This is a genomic window from Streptomyces sp. NPDC019443 (assembly GCF_044389785.1).
GTDB lineage: Bacteria > Actinomycetota > Actinomycetes > Streptomycetales > Streptomycetaceae > Streptomyces.
In genome coordinates this window covers 39,529-55,888 of sequence record NZ_JBIRYJ010000021.1, presented here as the reverse complement: position 1 = coordinate 55,888, position 16,360 = coordinate 39,529, and the positions used below count along the sequence as shown (strand labels likewise).

The 16,360-nt window shown below is 72.1% G+C and carries 14 protein-coding genes; 3 read left to right on the top strand and 11 right to left on the bottom strand.

Annotated elements, in window-relative coordinates; all coding sequences use genetic code 11:
* Positions 1 to 41: 41 nt before the first annotated feature.
* The 8 genes from ACH492_RS36210 to rimP all read right to left on the bottom strand — a co-directional run bounded on the left by ACH492_RS36210 (position 42) and on the right by rimP (position 10,820).
* Positions 42 to 3,599: a trypsin-like peptidase domain-containing protein gene (locus ACH492_RS36210; protein WP_398993079.1), complete on the bottom strand. Its 3,558-nt coding sequence runs from the start codon at positions 3,597 to 3,599 to the stop codon at positions 42 to 44.
* Between the two features lie 204 nt (positions 3,600 to 3,803).
* Positions 3,804 to 4,730, bottom strand: coding sequence for a tRNA pseudouridine(55) synthase TruB (gene truB, locus ACH492_RS36205; RefSeq protein WP_398993077.1), 927 nt, complete (start codon positions 4,728 to 4,730; stop codon positions 3,804 to 3,806).
* Positions 4,727 to 5,170, bottom strand: coding sequence for a 30S ribosome-binding factor RbfA (gene rbfA, locus ACH492_RS36200; protein ID WP_398993075.1), 444 nt, complete (start codon positions 5,168 to 5,170; stop codon positions 4,727 to 4,729). The genes truB and rbfA overlap by 4 nt, the downstream gene beginning before the upstream one ends.
* 29 nt (positions 5,171 to 5,199) lie before the next feature.
* Positions 5,200 to 5,493 (bottom strand): DUF503 domain-containing protein, encoded by a 294-nt coding sequence (locus ACH492_RS36195; RefSeq protein ID WP_307660790.1) that lies wholly within the window; start codon positions 5,491 to 5,493, stop codon positions 5,200 to 5,202.
* A 161-nt stretch (positions 5,494 to 5,654) separates the two neighbouring features.
* Positions 5,655 to 8,771, bottom strand: a complete 3,117-nt coding sequence (gene infB, locus ACH492_RS36190) for a translation initiation factor IF-2 (protein ID WP_398993073.1) — start codon at positions 8,769 to 8,771, stop codon at positions 5,655 to 5,657.
* A 147-nt stretch (positions 8,772 to 8,918) separates the two neighbouring features.
* Positions 8,919 to 9,197, bottom strand: a complete 279-nt coding sequence (locus ACH492_RS36185; RefSeq protein WP_307660792.1) for a YlxR family protein — start codon at positions 9,195 to 9,197, stop codon at positions 8,919 to 8,921.
* Positions 9,198 to 9,288: 91 nt separating this feature from the next.
* Positions 9,289 to 10,320 carry a transcription termination factor NusA gene (nusA, locus tag ACH492_RS36180; protein WP_307660793.1) on the bottom strand — a complete coding sequence of 344 codons (1,032 nt, stop codon included), beginning with the start codon at positions 10,318 to 10,320 and terminating at the stop codon, positions 9,289 to 9,291.
* A gap of 2 nt (positions 10,321 to 10,322) precedes the next feature.
* Complete coding sequence (gene rimP / locus ACH492_RS36175) at positions 10,323 to 10,820, bottom strand: ribosome maturation factor RimP (protein ID WP_398993070.1); 498 nt, start codon at positions 10,818 to 10,820, stop codon at positions 10,323 to 10,325.
* Between the two features lie 154 nt (positions 10,821 to 10,974).
* On the opposite strand from rimP, the gene ACH492_RS36170 reads away from it, so the two are divergent.
* Genes ACH492_RS36170 through ACH492_RS36160 form a run of 3 tightly spaced genes read left to right on the top strand, consistent with a single transcriptional unit; the run spans position 10,975 to position 12,802 of the window.
* The gene (locus ACH492_RS36170; RefSeq protein ID WP_398993068.1) at positions 10,975 to 11,472 is read left to right on the top strand and encodes a hypothetical protein; all 498 of its coding nucleotides are present in this window, start codon (positions 10,975 to 10,977) and stop codon (positions 11,470 to 11,472) included.
* Positions 11,472 to 11,903 carry a ferritin-like domain-containing protein gene (locus ACH492_RS36165; RefSeq protein ID WP_398993066.1) on the top strand — a complete coding sequence of 144 codons (432 nt, stop codon included), beginning with the start codon at positions 11,472 to 11,474 and terminating at the stop codon, positions 11,901 to 11,903. Before ACH492_RS36170 ends, ACH492_RS36165 begins: the two co-directional genes overlap by 1 nt.
* A gap of 23 nt (positions 11,904 to 11,926) precedes the next feature.
* A complete protein-coding gene (locus tag ACH492_RS36160; RefSeq protein ID WP_398993064.1) occupies positions 11,927 to 12,802 on the top strand; it encodes an aminoglycoside phosphotransferase family protein in 876 nt (291 codons plus the stop codon).
* 247 nt (positions 12,803 to 13,049) lie between these two features.
* On the opposite strand, the gene ACH492_RS36155 is transcribed toward ACH492_RS36160, so the two are convergent.
* From ACH492_RS36155 to ACH492_RS36145, 3 genes are all read right to left on the bottom strand, one after another.
* A complete protein-coding gene (locus ACH492_RS36155) occupies positions 13,050 to 14,744 on the bottom strand; it encodes a proline--tRNA ligase (protein ID WP_398993062.1) in 1,695 nt (564 codons plus the stop codon).
* Positions 14,745 to 14,813: 69 nt separating this feature from the next.
* Positions 14,814 to 15,383: a GNAT family N-acetyltransferase gene (locus ACH492_RS36150; protein ID WP_398993060.1), complete on the bottom strand. Its 570-nt coding sequence runs from the start codon at positions 15,381 to 15,383 to the stop codon at positions 14,814 to 14,816.
* Between the two features lie 30 nt (positions 15,384 to 15,413).
* Positions 15,414 to 16,256, bottom strand: a complete 843-nt coding sequence (locus tag ACH492_RS36145) for a GNAT family N-acetyltransferase (protein WP_398993138.1) — start codon at positions 16,254 to 16,256, stop codon at positions 15,414 to 15,416.
* Positions 16,257 to 16,360 lie beyond the last annotated feature (104 nt).

Sequence of the window (16,360 nt, the reverse complement as noted above, 5' to 3'; positions counted from 1 at the left end):
TGTGACCGCTCCTCGCCCGAACCTGTGTACGTCATTGCCGGTTACGCAGGTCTAAGACTGCCATGCCCGCGACTGTCGGTTCGCATCGGCACCGGGCTGCGTAGGGTCTCGACCATCCGACGCGCACTCGGGCCGACCACCGCTGCCCACTCCTGCGGGGCACGGTCCAGCCACCCCGCGACGAGCCCGGCGAAGCCGGGGACCTCGCGGGCCAGCTCCACGAGCCGCCGGTCGAAGCAGGTCGCGCCCTCGGGGGTGCGGACGAGGAGCAGGCCGGTGCGGTGGACGAGCTCGCGGGTGCGGGCTTCGGGCCGGGTCGCGCAGCCGTGCGCCGCGGCCCGCAGCAGGGCGTCGAGGACGGCGAGGTCATGTGCCGCGTACTGCTCGTGATCCAGCAGTACGTCCAGGAGCTCGGCCCGCAGCGGCCGCGAGGCCCGGCTGCCCGGTGCCGCGAGGACGGGTACGAGGGCCATCCGGACCCGGCAGGGCCGGCCCCGCAGCAGGCCGGTGACCAGCGGGAACAGGGTGGCGCGGGCGGCCGGGCCGTGTTCCAGGCACCGGTCGACGTAGGCGGCGGCGTGGGCCGCGCCTTCGGGCCGGTGGTCGATGTACTCGCCGACGAGCGCGGCGGCACGGCGGGCCGACGCGGGGGTGGTGACCTCGGCGAGGGCCCGCAGCACTTCTCCCGCGCCGTCCCCGGGCTGGTGCAGCCGCGCTCGGAAGGCGGCCAGGACGGGCTCGGGGTGCGTGGTGAGCGCGGCGGCCAGCGCGCTCGCGGGCAGTCCCGGGTCGCCGGCCCCGAAGGCCTCGAGCGCCCTGGCCAGATAGCGGGACCGGGTGTCCGGATCGTGGACCAGGAGGGCGAGGGCCGAGGCGTGCAGGGCGGTGTCGGCGGGTCTGGCCAGCAGGGCGAGGGCGGCGTACCTGAGCAGCTCGCGGTCGGCGTCGGTGGTGACCCGGGCGACGGTGGCCAGTCCGTAGGCGGCGGCCGCGGCCCGCCGCTCGGGCCGCGGGTCGAGCGCCCAGCGGTCGACGGCCCGGCACAGGGCGGACGGCTCCTCCTCGGCGAGCGCGGCCAGCAGTTCGTCGGCTCGGGGGTGAGCGGTCGCGACGAGGGCCTCGGTGAGGTCGTCGACGGCGAGACCGCGGCGGGTGTAGAGCAGGGCCTGCGCGGCGGCGGCCACGGTGGGCCGGACCTCGGCATCGGGGCCGGCGGGAAGCGGCGTACCGTCGGTGAACCAGCGGCAGAGCATCGGCTGTACGGCGCTGGGCTCGGCGGCGAGCCGCGCGACGACGGAATCCAGATAGCGCGGCTCCGTGCGATGCCCCGGCACCGGGTCCGCGGGCACGAGCCGTCGCAGCAGATCGAGCCGCTGGGCCTCGGTCACCCGCAGCCGCTCCCAGAACCACGGCCCGAACTCGCCGAGCCCGCCCAGGTGTCGGGGCCCGCCTTCGCGTACGCAGCGCCGGGTGATCCGCTCCGCGAGCAGCCGGAGCACCGGGAGGTACGCCCCGGCGTCGGGCACCCGCAGCAGCGCCTCCCCCAGCAGATGGGCTCCCCACCACCGTGCGTCGTCGAGCCGCGCGCCCGCCTCGCTGGGGTCCTCCAGCTCGTCCAGCGCTTCGACCAACTTCTCCAGCCTGCACGCCAGTTGCCCGGGACCGTGCACCCGGTCGAGGAGCAGTAGGGCCTGCACCACCGGGCCGATGCGATGCCTCGGAACCGGCAGCGAGCGCGGTTCTGGCGCCCCCGAGCCCTGCGGTGACGGCACATAGCCGCTCCCCCGCCCGCTGGTCCCCGGCCGCGAAGGCAGCTCCACAGGCGCCGCCCGCGCGTGCCAGCGATGGACCAGGGAGTGGAGCGCCGCATCGAGGTCGACGTGCGCGCCCTGGACCCAGTCGGCGAACTCCTCGTGCGCGAAGCGGTAGCCGGCGCCCACCCGGACCAGTAGGCCCTCGGTGAGCACTGCGGATGCCCACCCGGTTCCCCACGGGAAGATCTCCTCGAAGGACTCACGGTCCAGCTCCCCCTGCCCGGGCCCAAGACAGCGCCGCGCCGCCTCGTGGACCTGGCCCGCCACCTTCGCCGCCAGCCTGCGTACGGCGGAAGCCCGCAGTGGCGGCCGGGAGGCCGCGTCGACGCGGACCGCGATCCGCAGGCACAGCATGTCCAGATGCGCGGTGAAGACGTCCTCGCGGGACGGCCGCCCCGGCGCCTCGCCGGGCAGCGCCTCCCGTACCTCCGCGAGCAGCCGCAGCGCGAGCGGATGCCGTTCGTCCGCGGCGGCGACTGCCCCGGCCGGGAGCCCGTACCGCTCCCGTGCGCGCTCCGCCTCGCCGACGGACAGTGCGGCGATGTGCAGGGCGGGCGGCAGCCGGTGCGCGGGCGTGGCGGGCCGGTGCAGTACGTCCGGCGGGTACAGCGCCCCGGCCTGCTCCCAGTGCTCGGGCCGGCAGCCGACGACCATCCGCACACCGCAGGAGCTCAGCCAGTTCACAGTCCCCGCCGTCCAGTCGGGGAGCCGGTGGGCCAGTACGGGCGGCATCTCCTCGGGCCCGTCGAGCAGCACGAGCAGCGGTCGCCCGGCCTCGCGGGCGCGGCGCGCGACCAGCTCCGGGGTGACGACGTCCATGTCGCCGCGCGCGCCCGAAGCGGCGAGGATGCGGCCGGCCTGTCTGAGGGTGCGCGCGACTGCGTCGGCGACCGAGGTGTCGCCGGCGTGCAGATCGGCGCCGCGCAGCCACACGGTGGGCGCGGGTTCCGGTCCTCGGGCCCGCCGGGCGGCGAGCGCGGCGAGTTCGGTCGTGCGGCCCGTTCCGGGATCGCCGACGAGCCCCATCACCAGTGCGGTGAAGGAGGCGAACTCCCTTACGGTGTCCGGTCGTTCCACCGGATCGGGCCAGGCGACCGGCCCTCCGGCCGACCCCACGGAGGTCGCGGTGAGCTTCAGCACGGCCGCGAGGTTGAGGTCGTGCCCGTAACCGGGGACGGTCGCCGCGTTACGCCGCAGCAGCTCGGCGAGCGGCCCGTCCGGCGGCCGGCCGGTGGCACGCAGCGGCAGCGCGAACCCGGCCGCCCGGTGTCCGGATTGCAGCGCGGTGCCGAGGACGGCGAGCACCGCGCCGGTCGAGGAGTCGAGCACCGGCCCACCGGCGGCCTCGCCGCCCAGCCGCAGCGCGTCGCTGCCGTCCGTCCCGATCGCCAACTCCAGGGCGTCGCCGACCAGATGGCAGCGATCGGCCGCGGTGTACGTCACCTGGGCAGCGCCGAGCACGCGCGCCTCGCGCCAGCCGCGAGCGGCGAGCCGTACGTACGTGCCCGCCTCGACCCGCTCCCGCGCGCTGATCGGCAGCGGCCGCACGCCGAGTCCCTCGGTGCGCACCAGCGCCAGACCGGCCTCCGGCAGGGGGACGATGGCATCGGCCTCGGCGAGGCAGGTGCGGTCGCCGGGCGCGTGCAGCACCACCCGTACCAGCCCGTCGACCGCCTCATGGCTGGTCACGACCGTGCCGAGCTCGTCGGCGACGAACCCGGTCCCGCGCGGCCGCCCCGCCAGATCGCAGATGTGTACCAGCGTCGCCAGGTCCCCGCGTCCCATGGTGTCGACGTTAGGTCGGCGGTGATCACCGGGAGAAGGACGCGTGGCGAAAGCGCCCCCTCAGTGCACCCTCGGTCACTCCGAGCGCCTGCCCGAAGGGGTGAATCCGGGGGCGGCGGCGGATAGACCTTCTCCCGAGGGGGATCGTGGAACGGGCAGTGGCCCTGCCCGTTCCACGGTGGGGTCAACCCCGGGCCAGTGCGCTCAGCCGAAGACGGCGAGGCTCTTGGCCTTGCCCTTCTGCTCCTCCACCAGCGCCAGGAACCGTCCGTCGGGCCCGAAGGCCGCCACCGGCGCGGTGTCGAACGCCGGCATGTCCAGCCGTACACCATTGGTGAGCAGCTTGGCGCGCTTCTCGTCCACGTCCCAGCGCGGGAAGGCGGCCGCGGCCGCCTCGGCGATCGGCATCACGGTCAGCTCCTGCTGGAGCTGCTCGAGCGTCTTCGCCGCGTCCAGGCCGTAGGGACCGACCCTGGTGCGGCGAAGTGCGGTCAGATGCCCGCCGACGCCGAGATCGGCGCCGAGGTCACGGGCGAGGGCGCGGATGTACGTACCGGAGGAGCAGACCACCGATACGACCAGGTCGACGACCGGCGTATTGTCCTCGGCCACCGTCTCCCGGACGTCGTACACCCGGAACGAGGAGACGGTCACCGGACGGGCCGGGATCTCGAAGTCCTCGCCGCCGCGTACGCGCGCGTACGACCGCCTGCCGTCGATCTTGATGGCGCTGACCTTCGACGGCACCTGCATGATGTCGCCGGTCAGCTTGGCCACGCCCGCGTCGACGGCCTCCCGGGAAACCCCGGAGGCGTCCACGGACGACGTGATCTCGCCCTCCGCGTCGTCGGTGACGGTGTTCTGCCCCAGCCTGATGGTGCCGAGGTACTCCTTCTCGGTCAGCGCGAGGTGTCCGAGCAGCTTGGTGGCCTTCTCGACGCCCAGCACCAGCACTCCGGTGGCCATGGGGTCGAGCGTCCCCGCATGCCCGACGCGGCGGGTTCTGGCGATCCCGCGCATCTTGGCGACGACGTCGTGCGAAGTGAAGCCGGACGGCTTGTCGACGATGACAAGGCCGTCCTGGGGGGCCCTCCCAGCGGTGGCCGGGGGAGTTTTGCTCTGCTGTGTCATTCCGAGGCTTCGTCCTCGTCCTCGGGCTTGCGGTACGGGTCGGCCTCGCCGGCGTACGTGGCGCCGGAGGAGGCTTCGCGCACCTTGGCGTCGGAGGCCCGCGCCTTGTCGAGCAGGTCCTCGATCGTCTTGGCGGTCTCCGGGAGCGCGTCCGCCACGAACGTCAGGGTCGGCGTGAACTTCGTCCCCGCAGCGGCGCCGACGGACGAGCGCAGGATGCCCTTGGCGCTCTCCAGGCCGGCTGCCGCGCTGGCCCGGTCCTCGTCATCGCCGTAAACCGTGTAGAAGACCGTGGCCTCCCGCAGGTCACCAGTGACGCGGGTGTCCGTGATGGTCACGTGCGTACCCAGGCGAGGGTCCTTGATGCCGCGCTGCAGCTTCTCGGCGACCACCTCCCGGATGAGGTCTGCCAGCTTCTTCGCCCGCGCGTTGTCGGCCACTGGTCCTTCTCCTTCTCTGCCTTGCTCATTCAGTCTTCGTCGCTGTGGAGCCTGCGTCTCACCGACAGCAGCTCCACGTCCGGCCGGGCGGCGACAAGGCGCTCGCACCGGTCGAGTACGTCTGTGAGGTGCCCCGTGTCCCCGGACACCACCGCCAGGCCGATCTCGGCCCTGCGGTGGAGGTCCTGTCCGCCCACTTCCGCCGCGCTCACCGCGTACTTGCGCTGGAGCTCGGCCACGATCGGGCGGACCACGGAGCGTTTCTCCTTCAACGACCGTACGTCGCCGAGGAGCAGATCGAAGGACAGTGTCCCCACATACATGTATGTCCGGATGTCCCGCCGGTACGGGTTAGAGGGCCCTCCGTCACTTGGCAGGGACACAAGAACCGTACACGCAACGGCCGGGGCCGATCGACGGAAATACTCTCCGCCGACCGGCCCCGGACCGCAGTGCTGCCTAGGGGGATACGCCCCCGGCCGCATCAGCCTCGCGGCTTCTCGCGCATCTCGTACGTCGCGATGACGTCGTCGACCTTGATGTCGTTGAAGTTTCCGAGGTTGATACCGCCCTCGAAGCCTTCGCGGATCTCGGTGACATCGTCCTTGAAGCGGCGCAGACCCTCGATGTTGAGGCTCTCCGCGATGACCTTGCCGTCGCGGATGAGCCGGGCCTTGGTGTTGCGCTTGACCTCGCCGGAGCGGATGAGAACACCCGCGATGTTGCCCAGCTTGGACGAGCGGAAGACCTCGCGGATCTCCGCCGTGCCGAGCTCGACCTCTTCGTACTCCGGCTTGAGCATGCCCTTGAGGGCCGCCTCGATCTCCTCGATGGCCTGGTAGATCACCGAGTAGTACCGGACGTCGACGCCCTCGCGCTCCGCCATCTGCGCGGCACGGCCGGCCGCACGGACGTTGAAGCCGATGACGATGGCGTCGGAGCCCATCGCCAGGTCGATGTCGGACTCGGTGACCGCACCCACACCACGGTGGAGAACGCGGATCTCGACCTCTTCGCCGACGTCGAGCTGGAGCAGCGAGGACTCGAGAGCCTCCACCGAACCGGACGCGTCGCCCTTGATGATGATGTTGAGATCCTGCACAAGACCGGCCTTGAGCACCTTGTCGAGGTCCTCGAGGGACACCCGGCGGGTGCGCTTGGCGAAGGCGGCGTTGCGCTCACGCGCGGCGCGCTTCTCGGCGATCTGACGGGCCGTACGGTCCTCGTCGACGACCAGGAAGTTGTCGCCGGCGCCGGGGACGTTGGTGAGACCCAGGACCAGGACGGGGGTCGACGGACCCGCTTCCTCGACGTTGTTGCCGTTGTCGTCGAGCATCGCCCGGACACGGCCGTACGCGTCACCGGCGACCATCGTGTCGCCGACGCGCAGCGTTCCGCGCTGGACGAGCACGGTGGCTACGGCACCGCGGCCGCGGTCGAGGTGGGCCTCGATCGCAATACCCTGTGCGTCCATCTCGGCGTTCGCCCGGAGGTCGAGCGAAGCGTCCGCGGTCAGGACCACGGCCTCCAGCAGGCTGTCGATGTGCAGACCCTGCTTGGCGGAGATGTCGACGAACATGGTGTCGCCGCCGTACTCCTCGGCCACCAGACCGAACTCGGTCAGCTGACCGCGCACCTTGGTCGGGTCCGCGCCCTCGACGTCGATCTTGTTGACCGCGACCACGATCGGCACGTTGGCCGCCTTGGCGTGGTTCAGCGCTTCGATCGTCTGGGGCATCACACCGTCGTTCGCCGCCACCACGAGGATCGCGATGTCGGTGGACTTGGCACCACGGGCACGCATGGCGGTGAACGCCTCGTGACCCGGGGTGTCGATGAAGGTGATCTTGCGGTCTTCACCGTTGACCTCGGTGCCGACCTGGTACGCACCGATGTGCTGCGTAATACCGCCGGCCTCGCCCGCGATGACGTTCGTCTTGCGGATGGCGTCCAGCAGTCGGGTCTTACCGTGGTCGACGTGACCCATGACGGTCACGACCGGCGGACGGGAGACGAGCATTTCCTCGCCGCCCTCGTCCTCGCCGAACTCGATGTCGAAGGACTCGAGAAGCTCGCGGTCCTCCTCCTCCGGGCTGACGATCTGAACCGTGTAGTTCATCTCGTCGGCCAGCAGCTGCAGCGTCTCGTCGGAGACCGACTGCGTGGCCGTGACCATCTCGCCGAGGTTCATCATCACGGCGACGAGCGACGCCGGGTTGGCGTTGATCTTCTCCGCGAAGTCGGTGAGGGACGCACCGCGCGACAGGCGAACAGTCTCGCCGTTGCCGCGAGGCAGCATCACACCGCCGACCGACGGGGCCTGCATGGCCTCGTACTCCTGGCGCCTCTGCCGCTTCGACTTACGGCCACGACGCGCCGGGCCGCCGGGACGACCGAAGGCGCCCTGCGTGCCACCACGGCCGCCGGGACCACCCGGACGTCCGCCGAAACCGGGACGGCCACCGCCGCCACCGAAGCCGCCGCCACCACCGGGGCCACCGCCACCGGGACGACCGGCGAAGCCGCCGCCGCCACCGGGACGACCGCCACCGGGACCGGCGGGACGACCGGCGAAGCCGCCGCCACCACCGGGACGACCGCCACCGGCGCCGCCGGGACGACCGCCGCCGCCACCGGGACCACGGCCACCGCCGCCGCCGGGACCGCCACCAGGACGGGGGCTGGCAGCGGGACGCTGCGGCATCATGCCCGGGTTCGGGCGGTTACCAGCAGGGCCACCGCCGGGACGGGGAGCCTGCGGACGCGGCATGCCGCCGGGGCTCGGACGGGCGCCGCCCTGACCCTGAGGCCTGGGAGCGCCGCCGGGACCACCCTGCGGACGCGGGGCGCCGGGAGCGGCACCGCCGTGGCCACCGGGTCGGGGCGCGCCACCCGGACGGGGCGCCTGCGGGCGCGCCATACCGGTGGAGCCACCCGAGGTGAAGGGGTTGTTGCCCGGACGGGGACCGGCCGGACGACCGCCGGGGCGCGGGGCGCCCTGACCGGCGGGACGCGCCGGACGCTCGCCACCACGGCCACCGTCACGGCCGCCGTCACGCTGACCGCCGGCCGGAGCCGGACGGGCAGAGCCACCGGCAGGACGGGGTCCGGGAGTGGCACCCGCGGGACGCGGGGCCTGCGGCGCGCTGGGCTGTGCCGGAGCCGGGGCCGAGAACTCGGCCGCGGGCACCGGAGCCGCCGGAGCGGGCTTGGCCGGTGCGGGCTTGGGACCCGGACGCGGGCCGGCGGAAGCCGGGGCCACGGACGGGGTGCTTGGGGTGCTGCTCGCCGGAGCCGCGGCTGCGGCCGGCTTGGGGGCCGGGGCGCCGGGCTTGGGGGCAGCGGGACGGGCCGACGACGCCGGTGAGGGCGCGGCAGGCTTGGCGGGCGCGGCCTTGCGGGGCGCGCCGGGCTTGGCAGCGGACTTGCCGGCGGTGCCGCCGGGTCCCTGCAAAGCATCAGTCAATTTACGTACAACCGGCGCCTCGATCGTCGAGGACGCCGAACGGACGAATTCACCGAGTTCTTGGAGCTTGGCCATGACGACCTTGCTCTCCACACCGAACTCCTTGGCGAGTTCGTATACCCGGACCTTAGCCACTTCGCTCCTTTTAGGTCCGGGTTACCGCCGGACCGTCGCTACTTCATGGGCGTACTCATCGCGTACTCATCGAGTGCTCATCGCAATCTCGACCTACTTCCAACTCGCGAGGTACCTGACCGCACGGGGTCCCGTGCCGTTCTCTTCTTACTGTGCTGCCTGCTCGACATACCGGCGTACTTCCGCGGTATCGAGCGGTCCCTTGGCCCTGAAGGCCCGGGGAAACGCCCGGCGGCGGACCGCCAGGTCGAGACAGACCAAGGCGGGGTGTACATACGCACCCCGGCCGGGCAGCGTACCGCGATCATCGGGGACACACTCGCCACCGATCACCACGATGCGCAGCAGATCGGTCTTGGCCGCTCGCTCCCGGCATCCCACACAGGTTCGCTCAGGGCATACGCGGGCATGCGTCCGGCCAGACACGTTCAGTCTACCTCCCCGTACCGACCTCACCCCTTTGGGGCAAAAATCGAACGGTTGTTGTCTTGATCCAGGTGAGGCCCGCCCTCGGTCCTCAGTCCTGGTCGGAGCCCCGGTCGGAGTCCCGGTCGGAGCCCGGCTCGGCGCTCTGCTCCGTGTCGGGGCGGATGTCGATGCGCCACCCGGTGAGGCGGGCGGCCAGCCGGGCGTTCTGCCCCTCCTTGCCGATCGCCAGCGACAGCTGGTAGTCCGGCACGGTCACCCGGGCGGAGCGGGCGGCGAGATCCACGACCTCGACCTTGCTGACGCGAGCCGGCGAGAGGGCGTTGGCCACCATCTCGGCCGGGTCGTCCGACCAGTCCACGATGTCGATCTTCTCGCCGTGCAGCTCGGCCATGACATTGCGCACACGGCCGCCCATCGGGCCGATGCAGGCGCCCTTGGCGTTGAGGCCCGAGCGGGTTGAGCGGACGGCGATCTTCGTGCGGTGTCCGGCCTCGCGGGCGATCGCCGCGATCTCGACACTGCCGTCCGCGATCTCCGGAACCTCCAGCGCGAAGAGCTTCTTCACCAGGTTGGGGTGGGTGCGGGAGAGGGTCACGGACGGGCCGCGCACACCCTTGGCGACGCGCACGACGTACGTACGCAGGCGCAGGCCGTGGGTGTACTCCTCGCCCGGCACCTGCTCCTGCACCGGCAGGATCGCCTCAAGCTTGTCGTCCAGCCTGACCAGGACGTTCTTGGGGTCCTTGCCCTGCTGCACCATGCCGGCGACGACATCGCCCTCACGGCGGGCGTACTCACCGAAAGTGACGTCGTTCTCCGCGTCCCGCAGCCTCTGCTGAATGACCTGGCGTGCGGTGGTGGCGGCGATCCGGCCGAAGTCGGACGGGGTATCGTCGAACTCCTTGGGCTCCTGGCCCTCTTCGAGGTCGGCCGGGTCCTCCTTCGCCCACACCGTCACATGGCCGGTGTCGCGGCTGAGCACGACACGGGCGTGGCGGCGGCTGCCCTCGGTGCGGTGGTATGCGATGAGGAGGGCCGACTCGATCGCCTCGACCAGCAGGTCGAAGGGGATCTCCTTCTCTTGTGCCAAGCCCTTCAGGAGCTTTACGTCGATGTCCACGGCTACGCCTCCTCTTCCTTCTTGTCCTTGCGGTTGAACTCGAGCTCCACGCGGGCCTTGGCGATCTCGGCGAAGGCGACCCGGCGGGCGGTGGGCCTGCGCCCCTTCACGCCCGGCACCTCGAGGTCGAGTCCCTCGTCGTCCACGGTGAGGATGCGGGCGACCAGCTCACCGTCCCCGTGCAGATGGAGCCTGGCCAGTCGGCCGACGGCGCGTACGTAGTGGCGGTGCTCGGTCAGCGGGCGGTCGGCGCCGGGCGAGCTCACTTCGAGGACGTACTCGTCCTCGCCCATCGCGTCCGTCTCGTCCAGCTTCTCCGAGATCACGCGGCTCAGCTCGGCACAGGCGTCCAGAGTGGCGCCCTCGTAGGAATCCACGACGATCCTCAGCACGCGTCGCCTGCCCGCCCGGGACACCTCGATCTCTTCCAGATCCAGGTCCGCGGCGCTGACGAGCGGTTCCAGCAGCCCGCGCAGCCTCTCGCTCTGGGTGGTGCTCATCCGGGTGACTCCTCGGCCGCGTGTGCTGTTGTGGGATCGTCGCGTGTCAGATCAAAGGGTATCCGGTCCCGGGGGGTGTTGCCGTCCACCTGGGCCGGACCCGCAGGTACGCTCGCCTGCGGCGATGATCAGTGCGAGGTCCGAGGAGACAGGCGTGGGGCGCACGGGGACGACACGCAGGCGTGCGCTCATGGTGACAGGTGCGGCCGCGGCCGCAGTGTTGACGGGCTGTTCGACCGAGGAGCCGGAGCAACGGCGGACGTCCGGCTCGGCGGCGGACCCGGCTCGCGCGGAGGCGGCGCTGCGGCGTCGGCTGGCGGCGACGAGCGGTGCGCTGCGTGACCAGTACGACGCCGTCATCGCGCAACATCCCGCACTGGCGGAGAAGTTGGCGGCTCTGCGGGCGGCGGTGGCCGAGCATGTCACGGCGCTCGCGGGTCCGGCGGTGACCGCCTTGCCCGCAGTCGCTCCGCCGGACGTTCCCACCGATCCGGCGGCCGCGCTGAAGGCGCTGGCCACGGCGGAGCGGCGGATCTCCGACGTACGCTCCGCCTCCCTGGTCGACGCGGAGCCTGAGCTGGCCCGGCTGCTCGCGTCGGTCGCGGCGGCCGGCGCCGCGCATGCGTACCTGCTGACGAAGAAGGGCTCGTGATGAGCACGCTGGACGCGGTACAGGCCGCGCTCGCCGCGGAGCACGCGGCGGTGTACGGGTACGGGGTCGTCGGCGGCCGGATCGGCGACGACCGCGAGGGTGAGGCCACCAGCGCGTACGCCGCGCACCGGGCCCGGCGGGACGCGCTGGCGCGCACGGTGCGCGACCTGGGCGGGACGCCCGCCGCGGCGGCGGCCGCGTACGCGCTGCCCTTTCCCGTGCCGGACTCGGCGGCTGCCGTGCGGCTCGCCGCGGTGCTGGAGGACCGGGTCGCGGGCGTCTACTCCGATCTCGTACGGGCAGCGCAAGGGCCGCTACGGCGGGAGGCCGCGGGCGCGCTCCGCGAGGCGGCCGTACGTGCGGTGCGGTGGCGCGGCAGCGGCGTAGCCTTTCCTGGGCTCGCCGAGCGGACCGGGAGTCGAGCGCGCTGAAGCGGAAAGGGAACAACGGACGCATGGCTTTCGAACCGCCGCAGCGACTGGTCCAGGCGCTGGGCGAGAGTGACGACTGGCTCGGGCAGCTGCCGAAGGCCGTCCAGGAGGCGGCGGACCGGTGGGAGCTGGACGTCGAGCGGGTGATGGCGCCGGGCGGTCGGAGCAGTCTGGTCGTGCTCGTACGGCAGCCGGACGGGTCACCGGCGGCACTGAAGGTCGCCCCGCCGTCCGCCTCGCCCGAGCTGGAGCGCGCGGCCCTGGAGCACTGGGGCGGCTGGGGCGCGGTCCGTCTGCTCGCCTCCGCGGACGGCGCGCTGCTGCTGGAACGGCTGCACCCGGAGGTGTCGCTGCGGTCCCTGCCGGAGGCGAAGGCGCTCCTGGAGGCGGCGGGAACGGTGCGGCGGCTGTGGGTCGAGCCGCCGACGGACCACGGCTTCGAGACGGTGGCGGAACGGACGGCGCGGCAGGCGGACGCGATGCGGGCGTTCACGGAGCCGGGCACGGCCTCGCTGGTCTCCGCGGCGTTGGCCGCCCGGGACGAGCTCACCGCGTCCGCCCGCGAACTCCTGCTGCTGCACGGCAACTTCCGCCAGGGCAAAGTCCTGGCGGCCGACCGCGCACCGTGGCTCGCGGTGGGCCCCGAGCCCCTGGTGGGCGAGCGCGCCTACGACCTGGCCCGCCTGGTCCGTGACCGCGTCGAGGACCTGATCGCCACGTCCGCGGGCGCGTCGGCGGCCCGCCGCCGGGTGAACAAGCTCGCGGACTCGCTGGAGGTGGACCGGGAGCGGTTGCGGGGGTGGACGCTGTTCCGTGCGGTGGAATCGGGCACGAGAGCGATCACGACGGGGCGGCGCCGGGAGGGCGAGCCGGCGCTGGAGTTCGCGGGCTGGTTGTAGCCCCACCCCGCCCCTTCCCCCTGTATCGAATTTGCGGCTCCGCCGCGTGGGGGCTCCGCCGCGTGGGGGCTCCGCCGCGTGGGGGCTCCGCCGCGTGGGGGCTCCGCCGCGTGGGGGCTCCGCCCCAGACCCCGCGCCACGCCCGAACGGCGTGCCGGGGGTCTGGGTGCTTGCCCCGAGTTACGGGAAGGGGCGGGGCGGGGGCTGTATCGATTTGCGGCTCCGCCGCGTGAGCCCGCCGCAGGCGTTACGCCCGCAGCCGCGCCACCGCCTCCGCCACAGACAGCTCCTCGCGCTCGCCCGTGCGGCGGTCCTTCAGTTCCACCACGCCCTCGGACGCGCGGCGGCCCGCCACCACGATCTTGGGGACGCCGATCAGCTCCGCGTCGGTGAACTTCACACCCGGTGAGACCCCGGCCCGCTCGTCGACCAGCACCCGCAGGCCCGCCGCGGACAGCTGGTCCGCGACTTCCAGGGCCAATTCCGTCTGGAGCGCCTTGCCTGCGGCCACCACGTGGACGTCCGCCGGGGCGATCTCGCGTGGCCAGCACAGGCCCTTGTCGTCCGCCGTCTGCTCGGCCAGCGCCGCGACCGCGCGGGAGACGCCGATGCCGTACGAGCCCATTGTCACGCGGACCGGCTTGCCGTTCTGGCCGAGGACGTCGAGCTGGAACGCGTCCGCGAACTTGCGGCCCAGCTGGAAGATGTGGCCGATCTCGATCGCGCGGTCGAGCTTGAGGCCCGTACCGCACTTCGGGCAGGGGTCGCCCTCCTGGACCACGACCACGTCGAGGTACTCGTCGACCTCGAAGTCCCGCCCGCACACCACATTGCGGGCGTGCTTGTCCGGCTTGTTCGCACCGGTCACCCACGCCGTGCCCGGCGCCACCCGCGGGTCGGCGATGTAGCGGACCTTCTCCAGGCCCTGCGGGCCGACATAGCCGCGAACGAGATCGGGGCGACCCGCGAAGTCCTCCGCCGTGACCAGCTCGACCTCCGCCGGCGACAGGTGCTCCGCCAGCTTGCCCAGGTCCACCTCACGGTCGCCGGGCACGCCCACCGCCGTGATCTCGCCGTCCACCTTGACCAGCAGGTTCTTCAGCGTCGCCGACGCCGACACGCCCAGGTGCGCGGCGAGCGTCTCGATGGTCGGGGTGTCGGGGGTGTCCAGTTCCTCGACCGGGCCGTGGGGCGAGGCGTCAGCCGCGACCGCGGTGAAGGTCACGGCCTCCGTGTTCGCCGCGTACTCACACGCCGGGCAGTCCACGAACGTGTCCTCGCCCGCCGGCGCGGGCGCCAGGAACTCCTCGGAGGCCGAGCCGCCCATCGCGCCCGAGACCGCCGAGACGATGCGGTGGTCGAGCCCGAGCCGCTCGAAGATCCGGATGTACGCGTCGCGGTGCAGCGCGTACGACTCGGCCAGGCCCTCGTCCGTGGTGTCGAAGGAGTACGAGTCCTTCATCTGGAACTCGCGGCCGCGCAGCACACCCGCCCGCGGACGCGCCTCGTCCCGGTACTTCGTCTGGATCTGGTAAAGGATCACCGGCAGGTCCTTGTAGGACGTGCACTGGTCCTTGACGATCTGCGTGAAGATCTCTTCGTGGGTGGGGCCCAGGAGGTAGTCGGCGCCCTTGCGGTCCTTGAGCCGGAACAGCAGGTCGCCGTACTCCTCGTACCGCCCGCTCGCGTCGTACGACTCCTTGGGGAGGAGCGCCGGGAGAAGCACCTCTTGGCCGCCGATCGCGTCCATCTCCTCGCGCACGACCCTGGTGATGTTCTCCAGGACCTTCTTGCCCAGCGGCAGCCAGCTCCAGATGCCGGCGGAGGTCCGCCGCACATAGCCGGCGCGCACCAGCAGCTTGTGATTGAGCGTCTCGGCGTCCGCCGGGTCGTCGCGCAGTGTCTTGACCATCAGACGGGACATGCGCTGGACCTGGGCCATGGGGAAATCTCCTGCGTCAAGAAAGGGTGATGCTCAGGAGGTTAACCGGGCGGCCCGGGCGGGCGGAAATCACTTCTCGCGCAGCAGCGGCAGCGGGGCGCCCATCACGGCGTACGGACTGGGCGCGCTGGGGAACATCACCTGGCGCGCGAGGTCCTGGTAGCCGAGCATGCGGTACAGGCCGCGGGCCGGGCTCTCGATGTCGATCGCGGAGAGGATGGAGCGCGGCTGGTCGGCGTCGTCGGTGATCGTGGTGATCAGCGAGCGGCCGATGCCCCGCCCCTGGTAGCCGGGGTGAACATGGAGCTCGGTGATGACGAAGGAGTCGTCGAGCCAGCTGTCGGTGCCGGTGCGGCGCAGATACGGTTCGACGACGGTGGACCACCAATGGGTGCGGTCGTTGGGCATGCCGTAGACGAAGCCGACGAGGCGCCCCGACTCCGTCAGCGCGCCCAGCGCACGGGCCCCGGGGTACATGAGATGGCGGTGGACGATATGGCGGCGCACTTCGATCTCGTCCTCGCTGAGCCCGAAGGCGAGGGCCTGCACGGCCAGGGCTTCGTCGATCCGCGCGGCGAGATCGACGGGCCCGACCACGACGCTGGGGGTGTGGGGTCCGCCGCCTGAGAGTGCTGCCATGCGCGAAACCCTACTTGCCGTCGCGCACGGTCAGAACAGCACGCTCATGAAGGCGCCGACCTCGCGGAAGCCGACCCGACGGTAGGCCGCCCTGGCTGCGGTGTTGTAGTCATTGACGTAGAGACTGGCGACCGGCGCGACGTCCTCGAGTGCGTAGCGCAGCACGGCCGCCATGCCGGTCTCGGACAGTCCGCGGCCGCGGAACTCCGGTGCGACCCAGACGCCTTGGATCTGGCAGGCCTGGGTGGTGGCCGCGCCGATCTCGGCCTTGAAGACGACATTGCCGTCGTCGATGCGGGCGAACGACCGCCCCGCGCCGATGAGTTCGGCCACCCTGGCCTGGTAGAGCAGCCCGCCGTCGCCGGCCATCGGCGAGATACCGACCTCCTCGGTGAACATCGCCACACAAGCCGGCATGATCACCTCCATCTCTTCCTTGCGGATGCGCCGGACGTACGGATCGGGCTCGATGGCGTCGGGGAGCTGCTCGGTGACCATGAGCGGCTGGTGGGAGCGGACATCCCTGGCCGGGCCCCAGCTCGGCTCGAGCAGACGCCACAGCTGGGTGGCGGACTCGGCCGGGCCGACGATCGAGGAACAGCGGCGGCCGGTCCTGCGCGCCCGGTCGGCGAAGGCGCGCACGGCCTCGGGGGTGGCGCAGATGGGGACGAGATTGGCGCCGGAGTAGCAGAGCGAGCGCAGCCGCCCGTCCGCGTACCAGCCCCACATCTCGCCGCCAAGACGCCAGGGGTCGAGTCCGGCGACCTGGACGCGGGACGTGACGAAGGCGTTCGCTACGGGCTCGCTCTCGAGGATGGCGAGCGCTGCGCCGAGGTCACTGGGTTCGAGGACCCGGGTGGTGGTCTGCGTCAACACGAGGGGGCCTCACCATACGGTCTGCTGATCTCCGCACTGTACCTGGCAGGTCTGCGGGGTGCCGAGCCCAGCGCGAGGCCCCGCCGCACGCCAAGGGGCGA

What these genes read in the sequence shown, in the direction of transcription:
- truB (WP_398993077.1), bottom strand. Translation starts at nt 4,730, where the DNA reads ATGACACAGCAGAGCAAAACTCCCCCGGCCACCGCTGGGAGGGCCCCC.
- ACH492_RS36210 (WP_398993079.1), bottom strand. Translation starts at nt 3,599, where the DNA reads ATGGGACGCGGGGACCTGGCGACGCTGGTACACATCTGCGATCTGGCG.
- ACH492_RS36165 (WP_398993066.1), top strand. Translation starts at nt 11,472, where the DNA reads ATGAGCACGCTGGACGCGGTACAGGCCGCGCTCGCCGCGGAGCACGCG.
- rimP (WP_398993070.1), bottom strand. Translation starts at nt 10,820, where the DNA reads ATGAGCACCACCCAGAGCGAGAGGCTGCGCGGGCTGCTGGAACCGCTC.
- ACH492_RS36195 (WP_307660790.1), bottom strand. Translation starts at nt 5,493, where the DNA reads ATGTATGTGGGGACACTGTCCTTCGATCTGCTCCTCGGCGACGTACGG.
- ACH492_RS36155 (WP_398993062.1), bottom strand. Translation starts at nt 14,744, where the DNA reads ATGGCCCAGGTCCAGCGCATGTCCCGTCTGATGGTCAAGACACTGCGC.
- ACH492_RS36150 (WP_398993060.1), bottom strand. Translation starts at nt 15,383, where the DNA reads ATGGCAGCACTCTCAGGCGGCGGACCCCACACCCCCAGCGTCGTGGTC.
- ACH492_RS36160 (WP_398993064.1), top strand. Translation starts at nt 11,927, where the DNA reads ATGGCTTTCGAACCGCCGCAGCGACTGGTCCAGGCGCTGGGCGAGAGT.